Consider the following 18,068-nt stretch of genomic DNA (forward strand, 5'->3'; position numbering starts at 1 on the left):
GGGTATAACATTCCTTATTTATTATTATCAATGTTACTTTTTAATAACAGGTTTTATATTATTCCAAAACTTAAATAATGATTCATTATCAATCAACATTTGATACAATCTTTGATCTGGTGTTTTTGATAACCATAATTTAAGCTGTAATTCTTTAATTTCTTCTGAAGTATCTTTCATTTCTTTAACAGATTAAATGTTGCAAGCTTAAGTACTTTTACCCATTTGTTGATGTACTCCCAATCCAATGTATTTAATTCAGCTAGATTTTTTATATCTTGAATTTGAATTGCAGATTGCAAAACTTGAATCCAAATCAATTTTGATATTAATAAATCTTCAACTGTAACCAAATATACTGATTTTCCAAAGTATTCCATTTCGACTCTTCTATTAAATTCTTCTTGTCGAAAATCTTCATTCTTTAAGATTACAAAATCAGCTTTATACCCTGATGTATGATCTATTATATTAAACAAACTTTGCTGCCTTACAGCATCCTTTACTGAATTAATATTACAGTAATAACCATCCTTAAAGTTAGCAACAAAACCATCTATATCTTTAGGTTGCAGGTGAACAACAAAATCAAAATCACGGGTAGCTCTTGGAACTATATACACACCCATCGCAATACTCCCCGAAAGCATGTAGGGAATATTATTTTCATGGAGTACGTCTACTATTTTATTAAAAAAAGAAAGCATGGAAATTTTTTTAATAATAATTTATCTAACAATTCGATTTTCAATATGCAAATCCAGGAAATTCGATATTTACAATTTTCCAGCTATTGTTATGCAACGCAAAATACAGTTTAAAGGGTCCACTAACGATTTTCGATTGTTTTCGAATCACATCTCTGTAACCCGCAACGCCTTCAACAAAGCCCATGCCCTTACCATCGTTCAGCAGTTCAAAATTAACATCAATAATATCGTACCGGCCACCAACATATTCATCAGATTGACCAAAAATACCTTTCAATCTCCCGATAATTACATCTTTACCGATTATTTTATTACCTGGAAGGATAAAAAAATCATTCAATTCGTCGGTAATAGCCTTAGATTGCTTAAACCATGCGTTTATAAACCTAATGGCACTATTTACGATATCAGCCTGATGGTTAAATGTGGGGTTGCTCTGCATTGTATCTTTAAAAATTAACCGACTAGCTTTTGACTAGTCGATTAAAAACTTGGCGAAGTTAATTATTCTTTAGCCTTTCTCTAATTTCTGCGAGAGAATAATCGGACAATAACTTTCCATCTCTAAAAATTTCTTTCAATTCGCCTTGTGCTTCCTCCTCCCAGGTGCATTGGTCTTTCAGCTCATATTCACCTTTGTCGTTTTTAAAAATCTGCAATAATCCCTTCGCCGATTTCTTGGTTCCGTCGTCGGTAATCGGATCTTTAAATATTTCACGTCCAATACCATCTACCTCACCATATGTAGCTTTCATGGCAAAACCAAAAGTATCGCGTGTATTGTACTGATACGTAAATGAACCAATACCAAAAACTACGTTGGTAGAGGCAAAACCTTTCGATTTTAAGCGTTCGCAAATCTGAGTAGCTCTTTCTGTGGTGATACTATCGCCATAAATGGCACCAATTTGTGGGACAAGCTCCTTAAAGCCTTTATCATTAACTTTCCCTCCAAATACACCCCAAAGCAACTCGATTACACCTTTTTTCTCGTTTTCGTTTTTACCGTTGGGGTTTCCGCAGATGATATCAACCGGATCACCCGAGTCTGGCCTGATTACTACTTTACCTGAACGAGCGGTAATATCATGTTTTAAAACTGGAAGATATTCGGTCAGTACTTTCCATAAATCCCAGGTATCGGAAACGATGGATACAATTCCTTTTGGGTAAACTTCTAAAATCAAGCGTTTAAAGGTTTCAAGTTCCCCGGTGTTGGTTCCCATGCACATCACAGAATGTTCCGTAGCGGCTACGGAGCCACCGATGAGCTCTTTATCCGAATCTGCATGATAATATTCTTCTAAAAAGTCAATAGCCGGAATGGTATCCGTCCCGGTGAAGCTCAGTAAATGGCCAGCTGCTGAAGTTACTGCAGCTTCTATCCCACCCATGCCACGCATAGAGAAATCGTGTCCCTGCCAATCTACAAATTCTGGTACGGATGAAGTTTCTGCTGCATATTTATCCAAAATGAGCCGGTATTGTTTAGCGATGGTAGCAGAATTGCATGGCAACCAAACCACAGCTGATAATAATGTTTCGAAATAGTTAGTTAACCAGAAAAATTCAGGTTTGGTATTGTACATGGTAAACATGGGTACACGCAATGGCACTTCAGCCCCCTCTGGTAGTGATTTAAAAACCATAGGAATATAGCCCAAATCGTGTAAATCGCCGATGTGCTGCGTACCTACTAAATTTTCTCCCAGGTAATTATTGATCCTACGGGCGTATTTTTTCAAAATTTCTTCTTTTGGCTGTTTAAAGAAATTTTGGTTAAAATCTTCAATAATGTACTTTTTGATAAAATATTGCAAACCAAAAAGTACCACATGGTTTACGTTTGCGAGCCTGCTTTTTCTGGGTGTCCAGTTAGAATAAACCAATGTGGTATGTTCAGGGTATTGTCTGCGGTGATCTACTTTGTATCCGTCTGTTAATAATAATGGGTTCATCATGGTATTTTATGTTATTATTAATTATTTATTTCTTCCTTTTTCGTTTGGATACAGGCTTTGTAGAGTATCGCTTTGCCAAAATTCTTTGGTTTCGATATCCAAACAAGTTAATTTTCCTGTAAATGCAGCACCGGTATCGATATTCCAAACATTACAACCCTGCATGGGTACGTTCATATTATAATAGAGCGTTGGGGTATGGCCGATGTAGATTTCATGATAGAGCAATAAACGTTTAGGATAAAGTACCGAATCTTTTTTGATCCTCTTATCCATAGTCAGGGCCATTTCCCAAAGCGTTCTATCCCACGAATAATTGGAAGAATAACGTTCTTTTTCAGGACCATGCATGGAAGAAAAACCAGCGTGAATAAAGAGGTTGTTATGCTCATCCACGTAATAATCTTTCATCCGCCTAAAAAAGTTTAAGTGTTCCTGCCTGATCGCATCAGAAGTATCTTGGTAACTCTCCATAGTTAATTTACCACCATGAACAAACCAAACCTCATCTACAATACCTTTTTCGAGCCAATCGATACACCAGGCATCATGATTACCTTTGATAAAAATGCCTTGATGGTTTTCTTCCAATTGGATCAGATAATCAATTACCTGTGCCGATTCGCTCCATCCGTCCACATAATCGCCAAGAAAAATCAGTTTGTCAGCTTTTGTTACTTCTGCACGCTCGAATAACTGGCTTAGGCCTTTCAATCCGCCGTGAATATCTCCTATTACTAATGTTCTGCCCATCTCTAAAACGCTATAAATTCAGCAGGCACAACATCTGTAAGCCAGACATTGTTATCTGATAAGTAAAATTTGTACCCGGCCTTGTGCATAGCCCCACTGTTAATGGTGAGTATAACGGGTTTTCCTCTCCTACTGCCTACTTTATTCGCCGTTTCTCTGTCAGCGCTTAAATGCACGTGCTGTCTGCCCATTTTTTGCAAGCCCTGCGCTTTAATAGCTGATAAGAATTTTTCAACTGTACCATGATATAAGGATGCTAATGGCTCTGTTTCATTCAAGTTTAATTCAACAGGAATAGAGTGTCCCTGATTTGCCCTTATTTTAGTTTTATCATCATTGAAGGCAAATCTTTTTTTGTCGTTATTTTCAACAATGTACTCAAGCAGTTCAAAATCTATTCGATTATCATAGAGGTTGAGTTTGATTATGAGCTCATTCACATCTGCCCAGCCATTTTCATCCAGTTTTAGACTTATGGTTTCTGGTGAATGCCTCAAAACGTAACTTAAAAGCTTACTAATTCCTTTTGTTATTTTATTGTCCATGAGCTATCAGATTAATTTTCAACTTTTTGTTCAATGCATCATCTTCAAAGACAAAAGGTTTTTCTATCGGGATCATTAAATTCTCCAGCTGATGATTCTGAACAAATGCATGTTGTTCCTTTACAAACATGCTAATATCTTCTATTAACAAAATATCATTTTTAGCGAAAGAATTAATGAATTTATCTCTCAATCCGATCTGAATTGCCCTTCTTTCCTGCTTTGCACCATAAGGATCGTGATCCGGATCCCATTGAAGTCGAATATTAGAGTTTTCCAGTTCATTTCTCCACTCTTCGTGAGAAATTCCCTTCGTTTGATCGTAAGAAGAGTACACCGCATTTTCTAAATAATTACGAAATGCAGAAATTTTAAGGTGTATTGCTAAAGTAACTTCTTGTCCTTCTTTTTTGCCCCAACCACTTCTGTACATCATCCATAGAAAATTAGGTTTGATCCATGTCATTCTGCTTAAACTGAATTCACCTCCAAAAAATTGATTTTTGACTGCAAATTCACCGATTTCTTTTCGGTAAGCCTGATAAACGATTATTTTTTCATCATCATACTGCGCCATAATATGGCATCCTGAAGTTGGCCATTCTAATAGCTGTTCTTTATATTTTTTTACTGTTATTTTCATTTTGTAATTCTATTAACAACTCATATCATTGTTTAATGCGATTGAGTTTCTCATCATAGAGCCTGTAATTCTCATCGTCGAAGCAAACGAAGATTACCTTTTCTATTTTTTCTTTTTCAGCAAAATTATTTACCGTGGTAATGGCAATATCTGCTGCTATATCTTTAGGGAAATGATAAATCCCTGTACTGATGTTTGGAAAAGCAATAATCTTAACATCATTTTCAACGGCTAAGGTTAAACTGTTGCGATAGCAATCTGCAAGCAAAGCATTTTTTTCTTCGCTATCACCATTCCAAACAGGCCCAACCGTATGGATCACATATTTTGCCGGTAAATTGCCTGCCGTGGTAATTACGGCATGCCCAGTTTTGCACTTTCCCTGTTTATCTCTGATGGCCACGCAAGCTTCTAAAATGGCTTTACCACCTTTTCTGTGAATGGCACCATCTACCCCACCGCCGCCAAGCAAAGAACTGTTTGCCGCATTAACGATTGCATCAGCCTTAATTTCTGTTATATCGGCTTTGATTACTTCTAAGATCATTATTTTTTATTTAAAGTTACCTATACAACTCATCCCTAACTTCCATCAATGCAAAGCCCAAAAGGTTTAATCCTTTCCAATTCTTGGGTATTTTTGCATCAGCATTGTCTTCTGCCAACCCAATTCACCAAATCGTATCAACCGGACTGGCCTCGGCTAAAATCTTATCTCCTGTATGGATTAAAAACTCTTTTAGCTCTTTATTTTGATTAAATTTATGAAAGTTGCCCTCTTTCACAATTTCATATCTGTTTTTTGACCAAATGGATTCATCATAATTTTTAACCTCACGTCCCAGTTTTTTAACTTCTTCCGGGGATTTTGAAGCTAAAATTTTATTTAATGTTTCACTGTCGTTAAATAATTCAGCTTTTTTACTCATCATCCAATGTTCAGCAGTTTTATATTTAATCTTATGTACCACAAAAGGAGAATGCCACCACTGGCTTAAGCAAGCTTTAGAAAGAACACCATCTTTTGAAACCTGATGCCCCCAAAAGAAAAAATACTCTTGTTTTTTGTGTTTGATACCAGTTTCGCTATTGTATAGCTTTGCATCTGCTCATATTTACTCTGTAACTTGTTACATAGATTTTCAATATCACCTTTTCTTACTAGCATGCTTATCCATTTTTCAGGTATAGCTTCAAAACCATAAACCAAACCTGCTAAACCACCTGCAATAGCCGCAGTTGTATCGGTATCGTCACCAAGATTAACTGCTTTTAGAACAGCATCCTCATAAGATTTAGTAGTAAGAATACACCATAAGCTAGCTTCGAGACTGTGTAACACATAACCTGAACAATAAATCTCATTTTCAGTGACTGTTGATATATCATCTATTAAAATTCTATTAAATAGATTGATTTCCTTTGACTCGAAATTATTTTGTGCAATAAAATCTTTGAGCTTAAACTTCATATTATGATATGCTTGATCCTTATCATTACCTTCCAACAGCTCCACACCATAAATGATATAAATAAAGCAAGCAAAAACCGACCGAAAGTGCGCATGAGTAATGGATGAAACTTCTTTCACCAGCTGAAAAATATACTGCAAGTCGTTTTTACCTTGAAGATAAAATAGCAGAGGCAGAATTCTCATTAAAGATCCATTTCCATTATCCGTTTCTCCACTACCTCCACATAAAACCGGATCAACTCCTTTAGCAATTTCCCGTATTGCCTTGCCGGTTGCAATCCCAATATCAAATACTTCTCCATGTGGGGTCCAGATATTACCATTGTACCATTTCAGAAATTTCTGGGATATATCCTGCAAATCATACCCATAGCTGAGGCTTTCAGCTAAGCAAAAGGTGAGTGAACTATCATCGCTCCAAGTTCCAGTAGGCTGATTATGGGTTCCATAACCTTTCATATCTTCAACAGGGTTTTGCGTTAGATATGCTCTCGATTTAAATTCTACAGGAACACCAAGTGCATCACCAACAGCTAAACCAAAGAGGGCATTATGAACAATTTTGCTTTTCATTTCATGTTACTTAAGTAATATATTTAGGCTTACAATATCTTCTGTAATTTTATCTGTGTTACCCCTTTATGATCAACCTCTTTGATCGAATCAGTAGTAAAAATCTGCTCAAAGTATTTGTCTAGTTCATCAAAGCCTTTGCTAAATATACCGTGACTGATGGCTAAATATAATTTCCCAGCATTTTTAGCCTTTAGCGCTTCACTCAGACCAATAAAAGTCCCACCACCATCACAAATATCATCTACGATTAAACAATCAGCACCGGCTAAATCTTCGGCATATACTTTAAATCCTGAAAGCTTTCCTGTTTTCACATCCCGGCTTTTTGAACATTCTATCACTTCTGCACCATCTAAAAACTCAGAAACTTTATAAATTTTCTTTAACGCGCCACCATCTGGAGATATAAGTTTTACATCAGTTCCAATTTTTGCAATTACCTGTTTTATAAATTCATGGTTTGAAATGGTAACACAGTTATTGAGCAATGCCGGGCTTACTTCGCTATGCGGATCAAAAATGGTAACATTTGCCAATGCCATTGCATTAATAATATCGGCATACACTTTTACCGACAAGGGCTCGCCTGGAATCATGACGCGATCTTGTCTCGCTGCAGGAAAATATGGTATAAAAAGATGAATCTCCTTCACCCCCATTCTTTTGAGCGCATCAACTGTAATACAGATCAGGCCTAAATCGTTAAAGGAATTTATTCGGTGCGTAATGGTAATAGGCAGGGCAGCATCAAAATTATTTGAAATTTTAATATGTGGTTCGCCACCTGCAAACAAGAAAGATTTGTATTCGATTAAGTTATTTTCGCCTAGCGGAGTAAAACCCGGATTTAGATTTAACATATATTTGCGTATTATTTACACAAATATAAAAATCATTTTCAGAATCCAAAAAATAATTTGTGTTTATTTTACGCAAACCTAATGTCAAACTGGAAATTTTCTTTTAAAAGTTGGTTATATTTCGGCTTATCGAAAGTAAAAAGCTTCCCTGGTCTACCACTAACTCCGATTTTAACCACTTTATCAGTTTCTTTAACAATTCCAAAACTTAGAATTTTTTTTCTGAAATTTCTTCTGTCGATATCTCTTTCTAAAATGGAACAGTATAAATTCTCCAGATCGGAGAAGAGGAATTCCTGATCCAATAAGTCAAATCCGATTGGCTGATACGTCAATTTGCTTTTTAGCCGCTGGTGCGCCAGGTTGACCATTTCATTATGATCATAACCCAACTGTGGAATTTCATCAACCGGAAACCACCTGGCATCTTTGGCGTCAGTATCGGCCTTTAACACAAAGTTTTTCGGATTTACTAAAGCAAAATAGGTTACAGAAATTACCCTGAAGCGTTCATCACGATTGATATCATCACCAAAAGTTCCTAACTGTTCAAGATAATTTACGGTTATACCCGCCTCTTCTTTCAGCTCCCGCTCTACAGCGCTTATTAAAGGCTCATCATTTAAAATAAATCCACCTGGTAAAACCCAGCGATCGGCTAACTTACCAAAACGTTGCTGAACAGCCAGTACATAAAGCGTTCCTTTTTCATAGCCAAAAACAATAGCATCAACAGCGATTTTGATATTTTGATCGATCATTCTTAATTTGTGTTAAAACAACACAAAGTTAATCCTTTTAACGAAGAAGATTGAAACTGTTGATTAAATTCTACCTAAACTTCTTCATCGCAACCCAAAGTTTTTCGTCCATGCCATAAACATCAGGCCTGTATTCGATCCTATCGTTTTGAGCCCATGCCGTGATATAGGTAATAATTAACGGAACATTTTTCTTTGGCGCAAACCAAGCTGGTTTTAATTGAAAAGTTTTAAGCGTATCAGCCTTTTGTGCCATGCGTTTTTTATACCATTTTACATGTGTACTATCTATCGGCGGCAAATCTACTTCAGCCCTGAGTTTATCATAAGTGTAAGAATCTTTCACCAAAAGTTCGGCAAATTCCAAAGGCTTCTCAATACGAACACAACCATGACTGATTGCCCGATTGCTTAAGTTAAAACCGTTCTTGTTATTGGTATCGTGCAGGTAAATACTCGAGCTGTTATCGAAGATAAATTTGAACTTTCCTAAAGCGTTTCCTCCACCAGATCCTTGTTTAAATTTAAAGGGTAATTTATCACGCGAATACCTGTTCCAATTGATGGTATCAGGCTCACCAATTAGTTTGTCTTTATAGTAAACTTTGATGTTGCTATTTGATAAATAATATGGATCTTTTCGAGCCATCCAATAGATCTCACTTTGCGCAATACTTACCGGAATATTCCAGATCGGATTGGCCTGAATGGAGTTGATTTTACTGAACAATAAAGGCGTCTCATGGTTCTTCGGTTTGTCATCTAAATTACCAGATTTTGCAAAGGCTTTTAGCTTATCTTCATAACCGTTTTCACGCTTCCCACCCACACAAACTTTCATCGTAATTACCGTATCGGTTTTGTCCAGCCAGGTCAACCTAAAATCAGGAATATTTACCTGCACATAATTGTCTCCGGTCTCCGGCATTTTCCAGCGGAAACGTTCCATGTTCAACAGTAAAATCCGCTTCTCACTTTCAGCATCTGCATTTAAATAGGCCGACTGCAATGCTTTATACTGAACTGATTTTGGCTGAACGGATCTTAAGGTATCCACAAGACTTTTACCATTTAAAAGATTAGACATTCCTAAGCTATCCGGACGCCTAACTTTAATGTAATAACGTGAAAAAATGGTGCGGGGATTTACCACCCCATATTTAAGGTAATTATTATAATTCAGATAAGCATTAGCCGACAATAACTCTAATTTCGCGATTACGGGATAACTTTCCTCTACCTTTTTAAACTTATTGGCTGTTAATACGGCTAACAAGCTTTTAATTTCATCTCCTTTAAAAATCTTTGGATTAAAGCCATGCACCTCACTCTGATCTAAATAGTTCACTAACGAATCCAGCTCACCATTAATATAAAATTGTGTAACCAGCTTAGGTTGAGCATAATTATCGGCATAAAAAGCTTTAATAGTTTTCGGATTAACGAATTTACCCGAAAGACTGTCCATTGTTTTCACAAAAATGCTATCATAAGCTACAGTATCGAAATCTTTGTAGATTTTATTCTTAAAATGTTCAGACAGTACTTTCCCAATCTCTGGTGGGCTTTTAAACCATCCACAGGCAGAAATAAATAAAATAAAGGGCAGAATTAGAAAGCGGAACTTTTTCAAATACGTAAAATTTTAATACAAAATAAGGGTTATTGGCAATAAAAACAGCATAATGGCAAATTAAGTGCCATTATTTTTTGTTTTCCCATTTCAAACACTATATTTGCCAGCGCTTATCAGCTAAAGCATTGATACTGGCAGAAATAATTTATGAATTTAACTTTGAACCATCACTTACATTTACACCATCGCCGATAGGCGATATGATATGTTTGTTTTGTACTTCAAAACTTTTTTCCGTAAAATAATTTCTTGTTCACTCTATATTCAATACTTTGAAAACACTTAAAATCGCTATCCAAAAGTCGGGTAGGTTAAACGAAAAATCTGTAGAAATACTTAAAAACTGTGGTTTATCTTTCGAAAACTACAAAAGCTCACTCATCTCAACCGTTACCAATTTTCCTTTAGAAATTCTTTTCCTTCGCGATGATGATATTCCTGAATATGTACAAGATGGCATTGCCGATCTGGGTATCGTTGGCGAAAATGTAATTGTAGAAACCAAAGCAGAAGTTGATTATCTGCAAAAATTAGGTTTCGGAAAATGCACTTTAAAAATCGCGGTTCAGGCCACCAGTAATATCCAAAAATTAGAGGAGTTAAATGGCAAAGCTATTGCGACATCTTATCCCGTAATCCTCGAAAAATTCTTACAGGAAAAAGGTATCAAATCTGATATCAGAACCATTTCAGGATCGGTAGAAATTGGTCCGGGTTTAGGCTTAAGTGATGCCATTTTTGATATCGTATCAACCGGTGGAACATTAAAGAGCAATGGCCTAAAACCATTCGCTGATGTAATGCAATCGGAAGCCGTTTTAATTGGAAATAAATCGATAGCTGATAATCCTGAAGTTGCAGAATTGCTTCAACGCATCCGCTCTGTACTTAGTGCAAAATCGAACAAATACGTGGTACTAAATGTATCAAAAGATAACCTTCAAAAGGTAGTCGATTTACTGCCAGGTGTAAAAAGTCCAACCGTGGTTCCACTCTTCGAACCGAACTGGGTAGCCGTTCATTCTGTAATTGCTGAAGAAGACTTCTGGGATAAAATCAACAGTTTAAAAGCAGCAGGTGCTGAGGGTATTTTAGTAATGCCAATCGAGAAAATAATCAGATAAAATCGTTTAAATTCACATTAACTATTAGTTAATTTTAAATTATAAAACATTGAAAATCTACAATTATACAGATTTATCTAAATCAAAAATTGAAGAACTTTGTTCAAGGCAGATTGAAGACGACAAACTGGTTGAAGAACGGGTAACCGACATCATCAGCACGGTAAAAAAAGATGGCGACCAGGCACTTTTCAACTTCGCAAAAGCGTTTGATAAAGTTGATTTGGAGAAGCTGTTTTTGGATGCTGAAGAATTAAAATCAATTGCCTCTAACATTCCGGCTGAAGCAAAAAAAGCGATTGATACGGCCTATCAAAACATTAAAACTTTTCACCAGTCGCAGTTAAAAACTGAAGATAAAATCGAAACGATGCCAGGCGTTATGTGTTGGCGCGAATCGAGGCCAATTGAAAAAGTGGGCCTTTATATCCCGGGAGGAACAGCCGTTTTACCGAGTACTTTTTTAATGCTGGCTACCCCTGCAATCATTGCCGGCTGTAAAGAAATTGTGGTATGTTCTCCTCCACAAAATGATGGCAAAACCAATTGTTATCTGGCCTACTGCGCGGTGCTTTTGGGTATCGAAAAAGTATTCTTAATTGGCGGCGCACAAGCGGTTGCTGCAATGGCTTTCGGAACGGAAAGCGTACCACAGGTATATAAGATCTTCGGTCCCGGCAACCGTTATGTCACTACAGCAAAAACAATGGTTCAAAATAAAGTAGCTATCGATATGCCTGCCGGACCATCAGAGGTACTGGTTATCGCTGATGAGACTGCCAACCCTTCATTTATTGCTGCTGATCTGCTTGCACAGGCAGAACACGGAACTGATAGTCAGGCTATTTTAGTGGCTACTTCTTATCAGATCATCGCTGAAACCTTAAAAGAAATTGAAAATCAGCTTAATGTGCTCCCTAGAAAGGATATTGCAGCTAAGGCAATAGCCAATTCATATGCGGTTTTAGCTAAAAACCTGGAAGAGGCGATGCAATTTTCAAATGAATATGCACCAGAGCATTTAATATTGGCTACTGAACATTTTCAAAGCCTTATTCCATTGATTACCAATGCAGGATCGGTGTTTTTGGGTAACCTTACACCAGAAAGTGCTGGCGATTATGCTTCCGGAACGAACCATACCTTACCAACCAGTGGTTTCGCAAAGGCTTATTCGGGTGTATCTACTGATGCTTTTCTGAAAAAAATCACCTTTCAGCACCTTTCTGCAACAGGATTAAACAACATAGGCCGTACAGTTGAGATACTTGCCGCAGCAGAAGGACTAGAAGCGCATAAGAATGCGGTGAGTATTAGATTGAAGAATTAAATTAAGGTAAACCTATATAGTGAGGCCGTCATGCTGAATTTATTTCAGCATCTATATAATAAAAAGACCCTGAACTAAATTCAGGGTGAGGAATAAAAATATTAAAATGGACATTAACGATTTAGTAAGAGAAAATATAAAAAACCTTCGCCCCTACTCTACCGCCAGGGACGAATTCAAAGGTCAGGCATCAGTATTTTTAGATGCAAACGAAAACAGTTATGGTTCGCCATTACCAGCAAATTATAATCGTTATCCTGATCCATTACAACTGGATTTGAAGGATGCAATCAGCAAAATAAAAGGCGTGCCCATTGAGAACACTTTTTTAGGAAACGGTAGCGATGAAGCGATAGATTTATTGTTCCGCGCTTTTTGTAACCCTGGAAAAGACAATGTCATTGTGCTGCCACCAACCTATGGAATGTATGAAGTTTCGGCTAACATAAATGATGTTGAAATACGCAAAGTGAGCCTGCTTCCTAACTTCCAACTTGACATGGAAAAGATTGCAGAAACGATTGATAAAAACACCAAATTAATCTTCATTTGTTCGCCAAATAATCCAACCGGAAATTCGATAAACCGTGAAGATATTGAAACCATTTTAGCCAACTTTAATGGCATCGTTGTGGTGGATGAAGCGTACATTAATTACGCCCGTCAGAAGACCTTTATTCAGGAGCTAACCGAGTACGGAAACCTGGTGGTTTTACAAACTTTTTCGAAAGCCTGGGGACTTGCCGCATTACGTTTAGGCATGGCATTTTCTTCCACGAAAGTGATCGATGTTTTGAACAAAATCAAACCACCTTACAACATCAATCAGGCCACTCAGGATTTAGCTTTTGAAGCCTTAAAAAACATCGCTCAGGTGAACGATTGGATTAAAGAATCTGTGGCAGAAAGAGACCGTTTAAGTAAGGCTTTAACTGCACTCAATATTGTTAAAAAAGTATATCCTTCTGATGCTAATTTTATCCTGACAGAAGTTACCGATGCATTAAAAATTTACGATACATTGGTTGATCAGGGCATCATCGTTCGCGACCGTTCTAAAGTAACTTTATGCGAAGGCTGTTTAAGGATTACCGTGGGTACAAAAGAAGAAAACGATAAACTATTAACTGTTCTAGAAAATTTTTAAAATGAAGAAAGTATTATTTATAGACCGCGATGGTACGTTAAACATCGAGCCTGATGATGAACAGGTAGATAGTTTTGCAAAGCTTAAATTTTATCCGCGCTCTTTATATTATTTATCGAAAATTGCGGCCGAATTAGATTACGAACTGGTGATGGTGACCAATCAGGATGGATTGGGAACACTTTCAAATCCTGAAGAAAATTTCTGGCCGATCCACAATTTTATGTTGGATACTTTTGAAGGTGAAGGCGTTCATTTCAGTGAGATTGTAATTGATAGAACTTTTGCTAAAGACAATGCCCCTACGCGTAAACCAGGTACGGCCTTATTAACCAAATATTTCAGTGAAGATTACGACCTGAAAAACTCTTTCGTGATCGGCGATCGTTTGAATGATGTGGTTTTGGCCAAAAACTTAGGCGCTAAAGCAATTTTCCTCCGCCAGAATGATGCCTTAGGTTCGACAGAAGCCTTGGATAAACACGAAACTTTATTGGATGTGATCATTCTGGAAACCAAGAAATGGGAAGATATCTACAACCTGTTAAAAGCAGGAAGCAGAAAAATTCACCACGAACGCAAAACCAATGAAACTGATATTACCATCAACCTCGATCTGGATGGCACAGGAAAGGCCAAGATTGAAACGGGTTTAAACTTTTTCGATCACATGCTTGATCAGATTGCCAGACATGGAAGTGTAGATTTAGAAGTAATTGCAAAAGGCGACTTACATATTGACGAGCACCACACCATAGAAGACACGGGTATTGCCTTAGGCGAAGCCTTTGCCAAAGGTTTAGGCAACAAATTAGGCATTGAAAGGTATGGTTTTTGCTTACCAATGGACGATTGCCTGGCACAGGTAGCCATTGATTTTGGTGGAAGAAACTGGATTGTTTGGGATGCTGAATTTAAACGCGAAAAAGTTGGCGATATGCCGACAGAAATGTTCTATCACTTCTTTAAATCGTTTAGCGATGCCGCAAAATGCAACTTAAATGTGAAAGCAGAAGGCGATAACGAGCACCATAAAATTGAAGCTATTTTTAAAGCCTTCGCCAAAGCCATTAAAATGGCCATTAAACGCGATGCCGAGAAAATGGTATTGCCGAGCACAAAGGGACTCTTGTAACCCCCAGCCCCTAAAGGGGAGAAGACAGCAAATTGACGTTAAGATAAATTCGTTATAAACAATAACATGAACGATAGAAATTCAAAGTCCCCTTCAGGGGATTTAGGGGTTGGAATAGTAAATTACGGAGCGGGCAACATTTTCTCCCTTACCGCAGCTTTAGATCGCTTAAATGTAACCTATGGCATGGTAAATACAGAAAGTGACCTCGAAAAATATAGCCACATCATCATCCCTGGTGTTGGTCATGCGGGTGCTGCCATGGAAAAACTGAAAGGAACAGGTTTGGTAGAGGCGATTAAAAAACTAACAAAACCAGTCCTCGGTATCTGTGTGGGCATGCAGCTCATTACCGAACATTCGGAAGAGGGCGATGCCGCGCTTTTAAATATCGTTCCGGTTAAAACCAAAAAATTCGATAAATCACTGAATATCAAAATACCACACATGGGTTGGAATGCCGTGAGTCCGAAAAACAATTCATTATTTGAAGGTGTTGAAGATAATACACAATTTTACTTTGTGCATTCGTACTTTATTGAATATAACCCTACTTTTGACATCGCATCTGCTGATTATGGTTTAAAGTTTTCGGCAGCGGTACAAAAAGATAATTTTTACGGCGTTCAATTTCACCCCGAAAAATCGGGAAAAGCCGGCGAACTAGTATTAAAAAATTTTTCAAATTTAAGCTTATAAAATGTACATAATACCTGCTATTGATATTTTGGATGGAAAAGTTGTCCGTCTTCGTGAAGGCGATTACAACCAAAAAACAGAGTATGCTGTTTCTATCCCCGAAATGATAGAGAAATACCGTTCAAATGGCACCGATTTCATTCATATTATCGATTTAAACGGCGCCAAAGGAGATTTTAGCAATCAAAAAACACTTTTCGAGATTATTAAAAAAACCGAAATGAAAGTGCAGTATGGTGGTGGGATCAGAACCATAGAGCAGGTGACCAATTTGCTTGATGCTGGTATTCACCGCGTAATTGTAGGTACACAGGCCATTACCAATCCTGATTTCTTACCTCAACTCAGCGAGGCTTTTGCTAAAAAAGACGATTACGCCAACCGTATTGTGATTGCAATTGATGTTTTGGATGAAGTCATAAAATATTCTGGCTGGATGGAAAGTTCGCCGATTAAACTGATGGATTACGTTGACAAATGTCTCTCGCTAGGCTTTTTCCGTTTCTTATGTACTGATATCAGCAAAGATGGAAAATTAGGCGGGGCTGCTATCGATTTATACGAAAAACTGCTTGAACATTCGCCGATGATTAAACTGATTGCTTCAGGTGGTGTAAGTTCGATGCAGGATATCTACGACCTGGCCAAGTACCCGATTAGAAGTGTAGTAGTTGGAAAAGCAATTTACGAAGACCGCATTACCATCGAAGAGATTAAAGAGTGGAATTTGAAGGCGTTGTCTAGTATCTAACCCCCCCAGCCCCCTGAAGGGGGAGCTAATAGCATCAACAAAAGATGAACTACGAAATATATGAGGACGATTTTGATTTTTTACAAGTTAATGAGCCCAATATGTTTTATGGTGCGTCACATATAATTTTTGAAAATGCGAAACGCTTAAGAAATAAGGTCACTGAAGCCGAAAATTTACTATGGCAAGTAATCAGTAACAAGCAATTAGGCGTTAAATTTAGAAGACAACACCCTATTTCATACTTTATAGCTGATTTTTACTGTCATGAAGCAAAATTAATCATTGAATTAGACGGGAGCATTCATGACCTGCCAGAAGTCCTCAATAATGATATTGAAAGGCAAAAAGCTCTGGAGCAATTTGGGATTAGGGTAATTAGATTTAAAAACGCTGAACTTTACAATAATTTAGACTCAGTTTTGGAAAAGATAAAAGAAGCCATACAGGCTAAGCAATTTGCATCTCCCCCTTTAGGGGGCGGGGGGCTTAGTAAAAGAATAATCCCTTGTTTAGACGTTAAAGATGGCCGTACGGTAAAAGGTGTAAACTTTGTTGATTTACGCGATGCTGGTGATCCGGTTGAATTGGCGGCGCAATATGCACAACAAGGTGCCGACGAATTGGTTTTCCTGGATATTACGGCTACGCACGAGCGTCGTAAAACGATGATTGAAATGGTTAAATCGGTTGCGAGGCAATTAAACATTCCTTTTACCATTGGCGGGGGAATAACCGAAATTGCTGATGCCGAAGCTTTATTAAATGCGGGTGCAGATAAAATCAGTATCAATTCGGCCGCGGTTAGAAATCCAAAGTTAATTGAAGACCTCGCTAAAACTTTCGGGGTACAATTTGTGGTTTTAGCTGTCGACACCAAATATGTGGATGGTAAAAACATGGTTCACTTAAATGGAGGAAGGCTAATTACCGAGCTGGAAACCGAAAACTGGATTAAACAGGCAGAAGATTTAGGCGCAGGAGAAATCCTCTTAACTTCGATGGATCACGATGGTACCAAAGCTGGTTTTGATTGTGGATTGCTTAGTAAAGTAAACCAAATGATCAATATCCCGATTATAGCATCAGGTGGAGCAGGCAACATGGCGCATTTTACCGAGGTTTTTCAAAAAGCCAATGTTGATGCCGCACTTGCAGCTTCGGTATTTCATTACGGCGAAATCCTGATCCCTGATTTAAAACAAGAATTAAAAAGGAATAACATTCCGGTAAGAATATAATAGTTAACTCGTCATTGCGAGGCACGAAGCAATCCTAATGCTATGGGTTCGAAACCTGCAAAAGTAGTAAGATTGCTTCGTGCCTCGCAATGACGGAAACATCATAAAAATGAATATCGATACATCATCTCTTGATTGGGATAAAACAGCTGGCTTACTCCCTGTAATCATTCAGGATTACAAAACTTTGGAGGTTTTAATGCTGGGCTATATGAATGCCGAAGCGCTGGAAAAAACACAGGCCGAAGGCAAAGTAACATTCTTCTCACGCTCTAAAAACCGCCTTTGGACTAAAGGTGAAACCAGCAACAATTTTCTTTATGTAAAAGAGCTTTTTGTAGATTGTGATCATGATACAATCCTGATTAAAGCCGACGCTGTTGGTCCAACCTGCCATACAGGTAGCCGCAGCTGTTTTAAAACGGATTACAACCAGAATTTCATTTTCGAACTCGAAAACATCATCAACGATCGATACGAAAACCCCGTTGAAGGATCTTATATCAACAAAATGCGCAACAAAGGTTTGAATAAGATTGCCCAAAAAGTTGGGGAAGAAGGTGTAGAAACGGTTATTGCTGCACTTGCTGAAACGGAAGAAGAACTCATTGGAGAAGCATCAGATCTTGTTTTTCACCTATTGTTTTTATTGAAAGAAAAAGGCTTATCTATCCAGGATATAGCTAAGAATTTAGAAAAAAGACACCAATAAAGGTTTGAGG

General features: G+C 37.6%; 21 protein-coding genes and 1 pseudogene. 9 read left to right on the forward strand and 13 right to left on the reverse strand.

The genetic code is table 11. The features are described from left to right. Positions 1-33: 33 nt before the first annotated feature. The 13 genes from AC07YT_RS17160 to AC07YT_RS17220 form a co-directional block, all read right to left on the reverse strand. Positions 34-180, reverse strand: coding sequence for a hypothetical protein (locus AC07YT_RS17160; protein WP_494945431.1), 147 nt, complete (start codon positions 178-180; stop codon positions 34-36). Beyond that, complete coding sequence (locus AC07YT_RS17165) at positions 177-707, reverse strand: hypothetical protein (RefSeq protein ID WP_086545294.1); 531 nt, start codon at positions 705-707, stop codon at positions 177-179. The genes AC07YT_RS17160 and AC07YT_RS17165 overlap by 4 nt, the downstream gene beginning before the upstream one ends. A gap of 40 nt (positions 708-747) precedes the next feature. Then, positions 748-1,152: a hypothetical protein gene (locus AC07YT_RS17170; RefSeq protein WP_086545293.1), complete on the reverse strand. Its 405-nt coding sequence runs from the start codon at positions 1,150-1,152 to the stop codon at positions 748-750. Between the two features lie 58 nt (positions 1,153-1,210). Continuing rightward, positions 1,211-2,671, reverse strand: coding sequence for a nicotinate phosphoribosyltransferase (locus AC07YT_RS17175; protein WP_494945432.1), 1,461 nt, complete (start codon positions 2,669-2,671; stop codon positions 1,211-1,213). A 21-nt stretch (positions 2,672-2,692) separates the two neighbouring features. Beyond that, entirely contained in the window at positions 2,693-3,424 is a 732-nt protein-coding gene (locus AC07YT_RS17180; RefSeq protein ID WP_086545291.1) for a metallophosphoesterase family protein, read from the reverse strand. 2 nt (positions 3,425-3,426) lie between these two features. Continuing rightward, entirely contained in the window at positions 3,427-3,969 is a 543-nt protein-coding gene (locus AC07YT_RS17185; protein ID WP_086545290.1) for an RNA 2'-phosphotransferase, read from the reverse strand. Continuing rightward, complete coding sequence (locus AC07YT_RS17190; RefSeq protein WP_086545289.1) at positions 3,959-4,612, reverse strand: DUF4291 domain-containing protein; 654 nt, start codon at positions 4,610-4,612, stop codon at positions 3,959-3,961. Before AC07YT_RS17190 ends, AC07YT_RS17185 begins: the two co-directional genes overlap by 11 nt. A gap of 25 nt (positions 4,613-4,637) precedes the next feature. Beyond that, complete coding sequence (locus tag AC07YT_RS17195; protein WP_086545288.1) at positions 4,638-5,159, reverse strand: O-acetyl-ADP-ribose deacetylase; 522 nt, start codon at positions 5,157-5,159, stop codon at positions 4,638-4,640. Between the two features lie 124 nt (positions 5,160-5,283). Further along, a complete protein-coding gene (gene ybiA / locus AC07YT_RS17200) occupies positions 5,284-5,688 on the reverse strand; it encodes a riboflavin biosynthesis intermediates N-glycosidase (RefSeq protein WP_494945441.1) in 405 nt (134 codons plus the stop codon). Beyond that, a complete protein-coding gene (locus AC07YT_RS17205) occupies positions 5,607-6,659 on the reverse strand; it encodes an ADP-ribosylglycohydrolase family protein (protein WP_086545287.1) in 1,053 nt (350 codons plus the stop codon). Before AC07YT_RS17205 ends, ybiA begins: the two co-directional genes overlap by 82 nt. 29 nt (positions 6,660-6,688) lie before the next feature. Then, entirely contained in the window at positions 6,689-7,522 is an 834-nt protein-coding gene (gene prs / locus AC07YT_RS17210; RefSeq protein ID WP_086545286.1) for a ribose-phosphate diphosphokinase, read from the reverse strand. A gap of 68 nt (positions 7,523-7,590) precedes the next feature. Further along, a complete protein-coding gene (locus tag AC07YT_RS17215) occupies positions 7,591-8,283 on the reverse strand; it encodes an NUDIX hydrolase (RefSeq protein WP_086545285.1) in 693 nt (230 codons plus the stop codon). A 70-nt stretch (positions 8,284-8,353) separates the two neighbouring features. Next, entirely contained in the window at positions 8,354-9,916 is a 1,563-nt protein-coding gene (locus AC07YT_RS17220; protein WP_086545284.1) for a L,D-transpeptidase family protein, read from the reverse strand. 275 nt (positions 9,917-10,191) lie between these two features. Here AC07YT_RS17220 and hisG point away from each other — a divergent pair, with 275 nt between their 5' ends. The 9 genes and pseudogenes from hisG to hisIE all read left to right on the forward strand — a co-directional run bounded on the left by hisG (position 10,192) and on the right by hisIE (position 18,058). Continuing rightward, positions 10,192-11,043 (forward strand): ATP phosphoribosyltransferase, encoded by an 852-nt coding sequence (gene hisG / locus AC07YT_RS17225; RefSeq protein ID WP_086545283.1) that lies wholly within the window; start codon positions 10,192-10,194, stop codon positions 11,041-11,043. Positions 11,044-11,092: 49 nt separating this feature from the next. Then, positions 11,093-12,373, forward strand: coding sequence for a histidinol dehydrogenase (gene hisD, locus AC07YT_RS17230; protein ID WP_086545282.1), 1,281 nt, complete (start codon positions 11,093-11,095; stop codon positions 12,371-12,373). Positions 12,374-12,479: 106 nt separating this feature from the next. Continuing rightward, positions 12,480-13,520 carry a histidinol-phosphate transaminase gene (hisC, locus tag AC07YT_RS17235; protein ID WP_036670380.1) on the forward strand — a complete coding sequence of 347 codons (1,041 nt, stop codon included), beginning with the start codon at positions 12,480-12,482 and terminating at the stop codon, positions 13,518-13,520. A 1-nt stretch (position 13,521) separates the two neighbouring features. Further along, positions 13,522-14,655, forward strand: coding sequence for a bifunctional histidinol-phosphatase/imidazoleglycerol-phosphate dehydratase HisB (gene hisB / locus AC07YT_RS17240; protein WP_086545281.1), 1,134 nt, complete (start codon positions 13,522-13,524; stop codon positions 14,653-14,655). A 66-nt stretch (positions 14,656-14,721) separates the two neighbouring features. After that, positions 14,722-15,354 (forward strand): imidazole glycerol phosphate synthase subunit HisH, encoded by a 633-nt coding sequence (gene hisH, locus AC07YT_RS17245; RefSeq protein WP_086545280.1) that lies wholly within the window; start codon positions 14,722-14,724, stop codon positions 15,352-15,354. Between the two features lies 1 nt (position 15,355). Then, positions 15,356-16,105, forward strand: a complete 750-nt coding sequence (gene hisA, locus AC07YT_RS17250) for a 1-(5-phosphoribosyl)-5-[(5-phosphoribosylamino)methylideneamino]imidazole-4-carboxamide isomerase (RefSeq protein WP_086545279.1) — start codon at positions 15,356-15,358, stop codon at positions 16,103-16,105. A 101-nt stretch (positions 16,106-16,206) separates the two neighbouring features. Beyond that, a pseudogene (locus AC07YT_RS17255) lies at positions 16,207-16,539 on the forward strand (endonuclease domain-containing protein); the annotation flags it as partial. 9 nt (positions 16,540-16,548) lie between these two features. Next, a complete protein-coding gene (gene hisF / locus AC07YT_RS17260; protein WP_494945442.1) occupies positions 16,549-17,346 on the forward strand; it encodes an imidazole glycerol phosphate synthase subunit HisF in 798 nt (265 codons plus the stop codon). A 109-nt stretch (positions 17,347-17,455) separates the two neighbouring features. Continuing rightward, a complete protein-coding gene (hisIE, locus tag AC07YT_RS17265; protein ID WP_086545277.1) occupies positions 17,456-18,058 on the forward strand; it encodes a bifunctional phosphoribosyl-AMP cyclohydrolase/phosphoribosyl-ATP diphosphatase HisIE in 603 nt (200 codons plus the stop codon). The last annotated feature ends 10 nt before the right edge of the window (positions 18,059-18,068 follow it).

The sequence above is a fragment of the Pedobacter sp. GW460-11-11-14-TSB4 genome, assembly GCF_059423705.1.